General features: G+C 53.1%; 5 protein-coding genes and 1 pseudogene. 4 read left to right on the top strand and 2 right to left on the bottom strand.

Going from position 1 to position 5,672, the window contains the following annotated elements; genetic code table 11:
• Window positions 1-188: pseudogene (locus tag H6G62_RS25725) on the bottom strand (hypothetical protein); the annotation flags it as partial.
• 42 nt (window positions 189-230) lie between these two features.
• On the bottom strand, window positions 231-536 hold the full coding sequence (locus H6G62_RS25720) for a hypothetical protein (RefSeq protein ID WP_190500514.1): 306 nt from the start codon (window positions 534-536) through the stop codon (window positions 231-233).
• 89 nt (window positions 537-625) lie between these two features.
• On the opposite strand from H6G62_RS25720, the gene H6G62_RS25715 reads away from it, so the two are divergent.
• The 4 genes from H6G62_RS25715 to H6G62_RS25700 all read left to right on the top strand — a co-directional run bounded on the left by H6G62_RS25715 (window position 626) and on the right by H6G62_RS25700 (window position 5,622).
• The gene (locus H6G62_RS25715; protein ID WP_347239426.1) at window positions 626-1,288 is read left to right on the top strand and encodes a VWA domain-containing protein; all 663 of its coding nucleotides are present in this window, start codon (window positions 626-628) and stop codon (window positions 1,286-1,288) included.
• The gene (locus tag H6G62_RS25710; protein ID WP_190500512.1) at window positions 1,288-2,055 is read left to right on the top strand and encodes a PP2C family serine/threonine-protein phosphatase; all 768 of its coding nucleotides are present in this window, start codon (window positions 1,288-1,290) and stop codon (window positions 2,053-2,055) included. The genes H6G62_RS25715 and H6G62_RS25710 overlap by 1 nt, the downstream gene beginning before the upstream one ends.
• A gap of 11 nt (window positions 2,056-2,066) precedes the next feature.
• Window positions 2,067-3,569 (top strand): hypothetical protein, encoded by a 1,503-nt coding sequence (locus H6G62_RS25705; RefSeq protein WP_190500510.1) that lies wholly within the window; start codon window positions 2,067-2,069, stop codon window positions 3,567-3,569.
• Between the two features lie 685 nt (window positions 3,570-4,254).
• Entirely contained in the window at window positions 4,255-5,622 is a 1,368-nt protein-coding gene (locus H6G62_RS25700; RefSeq protein ID WP_190500508.1) for an AAA family ATPase, read from the top strand.
• Window positions 5,623-5,672 lie beyond the last annotated feature (50 nt).

Raw genomic sequence — 5,672 nt, 5'->3', positions numbered from 1 at the left:
AGACGCACCACCCCTGTCCACAGTCCGGTCTGGCCCCCGCCAAAGACTTCAATCCAGGCCTGGTTCCACGAGTCAATCGTGCCCTGGCTCAGTTCGATGGAGGAGCGCAGAATGTCACCGCCTTCTTCGGCCCCTAGCTGAAGCAGGGTGTGTCCTACGTTGGATGGCATCCCAAAACGATAAAGCATGGTTTCTCACCAAACACTGAACTTGACCTGGACTCACACCCACTACTGCTGAGGCATCGCTGGATTACCTTCAGAGTCCGCCTCTGAGTCCGCCCCTGTCGTGCCGAGGGAGAATCCACCGGGCATCATCAACGTGCCAATCTGCTCAATGGCCCGGTTGCCGCTGGCAATGCGCTCCCGACGGGCCAGAATGGTCTGCTGATCCAAGGCTCGTGCTTGCTGAGCCGACAGCAGGTTTCCCATCGCCCGATCCACCTGAGCTTGCTGACCTTGGGCCACCTGTTGAGCGGCTAGTTCTGCGGCTAGGGAGGATTGTTCAGACAGATTCCTCAAAATGTCCTGGCTCACATCCAGTAAGCTTTCTTCACGAAAAATCTGATACTGTTCCCCAGAAATTGGGCACTATCGGAGAGTAACGATGCTATGGAGAAGAATCGGTGGCGATTAACTTTGATGCGGTTGAGTTTGATGCGAGCAACCCAGAACCTCGCTGTGCCTGTGTGCTACTGCTGGATACCTCAGGTTCAATGAGTGGACAGCCCATTGCCGAACTGAACGAGGGGCTACGGGTGCTTAAAAACGAGTTAATGAAGGATGAGCTGGCCCAACTGCGGGTTGAGCTGAGTATCATCACCTTCGGGCCTGTTAAAGTGGCGCAAGATTTTATCTCGGTGGCCCAGTTTAACCCGCCCACCCTAGTAGCTGACGATGTAACCCCGATGGGTGGAGCGATTAACCGAGCACTCGACCTATTGGACGAACGAAAGGGCGTTTATAAGGTCAACGGTATCTCCTATTTCAGGCCGTGGATTTTCTTGATTACCGACGGTGGGCCGACGGATGGGGCCGTGTGGGAGCAGGCGCGGCTCCGGCTTCAGGCAGCGGATCGAGATAAAAAGATTGCCTTCTTTGCCGTGGGGGTCGAGGGGGCAAATATGGACTTGCTTAACCAACTGTCCAGTCGCCAAGCTCTGAGACTACAAGGATTGAACTTCCGGGAAATGTTTGTTTGGCTATCCTCCAGTCTCAGTGCGGTGTCGGCATCGATTCCGGGTGAGGATGTGCCCCTGCAATCGCCGATGGGATGGGGGGCAGTCTGATGTGGCAAGCCATCGGTGCATCGACTCTGGGCACTAGTCACCTGAAGACAGGAACCCCCTGCCAAGACGCCCACGGGTATCGAGTCTTGCCCCAGGCCGTGGTGGCGGCGGTGGCGGATGGGTTGGGTTCAGCAGCACAATCCCATGTGGGGTCGGCCCTGGCGTTGGAAACGGCCCTGACCGTGCTAGAGCAAGCGCTCCCCGACTCTGCCGCCTATCCTATTGATGCAGCGGGCTGGAAGCTCTTGCTTGCCAAGAGCTTTGCTGCTGCTAGGCAGGCATTAGTTGACCAAGCCGAAGCCCATGCCCACCCCCTGAGTGATCTGGCCACAACGCTGATTGTGGTGATTTGGACGGCGGAATGGCTGACGGTGGGCCAACTGGGCGATGGGGCCGTGGTGATGTATACCCTAGACGACATGATGGCCACGGTCATTCCTCCCCAGCGAGGCGAGTTTGTGAACGAAACCTTTCCGCTTACCCAGGCCAACGCCCTGGATTTGGTGGAATTTTGCACCCTACAAGAACCGTTGCGGGCCGTTTGTTTGCTGACGGATGGTCTGCAAACTCTCTCGATGAATGTGGCGACGGGGCAACCTTATCGACCATTTTTTATGCCATTTTTTGAAGCCCTAGCTGAACCCGTAGACACTCAAACTGTCTCCGAGGAGTTGCGCCAGTTTTTAGCGTCCCCTCGCGTTTGCAGCAAAACCGATGACGATAAAACCATCGTCGTTCTCAGCACCCTTCATTACCCACATCCCTAGGGGTTTTACCGATGACCTTTACGACCTCATCCGGCCAACGCATCGAAACCGACGTCCTTCTAGCGAAAGGTGGCGAGGGCGAAATTTGGACTATCAAAGGTGATCCATCCCAGGTCGCTAAAATCTACTTCACCAAATGTCGAACACCGGAACGGGGGGCCAAGATTAAGGCGATGGTGGCCAATCCGCCAAAGGACGAAACTCGTAACTTTAACCCGCCCCATGTTTCTATTGCATGGCCCACGACTCTACTCTACGACCAGGGAGACTTTGTGGGATACCTCATGCCCCGCATTGAAGATTCCTCCGACATTTTCCAGGTCTTTAACACCAAAGTCCGTGCCAAAAGCTCCCTCGCCCATTTCGACTTGCGCTATATGCACCGAGTCGCCCAAAACTTCGCCATCGCCCTCCATGCCCTTCACGAAAGAGGTGATGTAATGGGGGATGTGAACCAGAAAAATGTGTTAGTCACGGATACAGCGATGGTGACATTAGTAGATACGGATTCCTTTCAAATTCAGGATGGCAATCGCATCTTTCGCTGCACAGTAGGCGTACCTGACTATACCCCACCTGAACTGCACGGACTGAAACTAGATGCGATAGATCGCTCCGTAGAACACGACCGTTTTGGCTTAGCAATTTTGATTTTTCAGCTATTAATGAATGGCTTTCATCCCTTCACCGGAGCACCAAAAGATCCCAATTTCTCCGTTGAGGGCGGCATCTATTTATACTGCATCAAAAATGGCATTTTCCCCTATCAAGATAATTCAAAAATAAAACCACCACCTCAAGCACCTGCAATTACCAACTTGCATCCTGATCTACAAGCCTTGTTTGTTCGTTGTTTTGTTGCTGGACACCGCCAACCTAACTTGCGTCCAAACACGCAAGACTGGATGGATGCCCTAAAAGTAGCTGAAAAAAACTTAGTTCAGTGTAAGAAGATTTCACAACATTGGCATGGAAATCACCTAAAGAAATGTCCTTGGTGTGCCCAGCAATCAAGTATTTCTAACCAAAAAAGAGTTGCAGCACCCATACAAAATCCTATGCCAGGGCCGCCAGCGCCGCCAGCAGCACCACCGCCGCCGATTACTCCTCCTCAGATACCTGTATCTCCAAGTTCATATCAATCTCAAGATTGGTCTGGCGTTGTCAAATTTATAGCAATAATTCTTCTTGTCATACTAGCGATATCAATATTAAGTGGCTCCTTCAACTCGTTTCTACTTCAGCTAATCCCTAATGGCTCGTTTCAGTACGCTTTACCAGCTTTTGCAATGTTTTTTGCAATAGGCTTAATTCCAGTTGTGGGAGAGCTGATTTTAGGCTTGGGAATCTTTGTTGTTGGCTTGGGCGTAATCTTGCAAATCATTATGTTTCCTTTGGCTGGAGATATTATTATTGAATCAACGGGAGATATTGATATTGTAGCTTTTTCTTCATCAAGTTTAGGTCTTTTCATCGGTGTTGCTATTCGGTGGTTAGTTCTATTCCTAGATTAGGACAATCCCATCATAAACTGTTAGCCATCTAAAATACAATCACCAGATCAATCAAAGATCCTTATAGCAAGCGCTACTGAGAAAAGCGCTATGCAATTTAGATGCACATCAGCTTAGCGTACTCTTTTTCCGTGAAATCTGTAGGGTGCATTCGCGGCATTACCATACTTTACCCCTGCGGTAGAAATTTCTTTATTGCCACTGTTGGGGCGGATCTCCCAGTTGTCCGGATAGCGGTAGTCCAGGTGGGTTTAGAAATGCTGGACAACGCGAGTTTGGGTGATATAGTTGTTCTTCATAAGAATGAGACAAGCCAAACCCTAAAAGCCTTACTCTAGTATGCTTTTAGGGACTCAGTCTTAATTGGAATGACTATACATTCCCGTTGGTCAACGGCGGGTAGTCAATCGACATCTTTAGCGTCTTTGGCAAAGTGGCTGTCGTGGAGTTAGGCGGTATGGCCCTAGCCTCAGATCACGGTGGCTAGCTTTTGCCCAGACAGCGGTCGATGAAAAATATGGTGGACGGATATTCGTGACAACCCAATCTCAGACAACCTCTACCCATCGATAGAAATGAATTAGATTCGCCTACATCATGACGAAAGCGTACTGGGATCAATCCTAAGTCCAAACCAATAGGGAGGGCTATCGCCCAAATTTGGGATGTTTTTCAGGTTTTGGCCATGAATACAGAGATAGCCCAGGAACGGTTTGATTTTCGCTCGGTTGTGCCCCAGAACGAACAACAGGCCGCCTATCTATCCCAGGGTGCCGCGTTGCTACAGGCCCAGCCCGGTACTCCCGATTCCCAACTCCTTGGGATTGGGGCCGCCGGGAGCGGTAAGAGCTACCTCAACATGGCGCTCGTTGCTGCCGCCGTAGACCGGGGCCTGCGGGTCGTCTGTGCCACCCCCACCCACAAAGCCCTGACCATCTTGCAGCGCTCGGCTCGGCAGTACGGCATCAGTCACCAGGTCACGTTCTGCACCATCCAAAGCCTGCTGGGGCTGCGGCTGAGTGCTGGCGAGAATGGCAAAGAACTCCAGCCCGTGGATTCGCCAACGATTGGCTGGTATGACCTGATGCTGGCCGATGAAGGCTCCATGATCAATCAAGCCGTCTGGAATTTCATGCGGCCCTACCTGGGCCAGACCCGGTTCTTGGGCACGGGCGACCCGGCTCAGCTCTACCCGGTCGGGGAAGGCCTCAGCCCCTTCTTCAAGTCGGGGATGAACCAGGTCAAGCTGACCCAACCGATTCGCCAAGCCGACGGCCCGCTGATGGATGTCGTCACGGCGGCCCGTCGAGCCGTCACGGCTAAGAAACGGAACTATGCCTGGTTCAAGCCTGACCGCAAGGCCATCAACGCCGACGGCACCCCCATGCGCGTCTCCCGCAATGCCCTGGTTCGAGCGGTGCTCAACCACATCGACCGCATCAAAGACAACCCGGACACCTTCCGCATCGTGGCCTTCCGCAACGCCACGGTCGATCAGTATAACCGGGTCATCCGGCGAGCCGTGCTTGGCCCCGACGCACCTCAACCTCAGTACGCACCGGGAGACCGACTCCTGGCCAAAGACCGAGGGATCAATTCCCCCGATGGTAAGGAAACCCTGGTACATACCGCCATGGAAATGGAGGTCTTAGAAGCTGAAGCAACGCACCTCGATGGCTATGCGGTCTGGAAACTGCGGGTCATCGTCGAAGGCGACCGTTCCCCCATCACGATCTACGCCCTCCACCACGATGACCAGGCCCGATTTGAGCAAGAGTGCCAGGACTTGAAGGCGGCGGCGGTTCGCAATCGGTTCCTGTGGCGGCGCTACTATGAGCATCTTGAGAAGTTTCCCAACCTCAAACCCTGCTATGCCCTGACGGTGCATTACAGCCAGGGCGGTACTTATCAGCACTGTGGCATCGATGGCAAAGACCTCGACGCCTGTCGCCATGCGGGTAATGACTCCCCCTTGAGCCGCGCCCGATTCTACAACCGGCTCTGGTATGTCGGCCTGAGTCGGGCCGCTCAAAACGGGTATTTTGTGCTGTAGGTGCCCCGCTATCGCTGGGAGGGTGAGTATAACTATCCCAGCGAACGATG

It is taken from the genome of Phormidium sp. FACHB-1136 (assembly GCF_014697375.1).
In the GTDB taxonomy this organism is placed as follows: domain Bacteria; phylum Cyanobacteriota; class Cyanobacteriia; order Phormidesmidales; family Phormidesmidaceae; genus Nodosilinea.
Note: the sequence above shows the minus strand (reverse complement) of the source record. Positions and strands in the feature narration are given on the sequence as shown.

What these genes read in the sequence shown, in the direction of transcription:
- H6G62_RS25710 (WP_190500512.1), top strand. Translation starts at nt 1,288, where the DNA reads ATGTGGCAAGCCATCGGTGCATCGACTCTGGGCACTAGTCACCTGAAG.
- H6G62_RS25705 (WP_190500510.1), top strand. Translation starts at nt 2,067, where the DNA reads ATGACCTTTACGACCTCATCCGGCCAACGCATCGAAACCGACGTCCTT.
- H6G62_RS25700 (WP_190500508.1), top strand. Translation starts at nt 4,255, where the DNA reads ATGAATACAGAGATAGCCCAGGAACGGTTTGATTTTCGCTCGGTTGTG.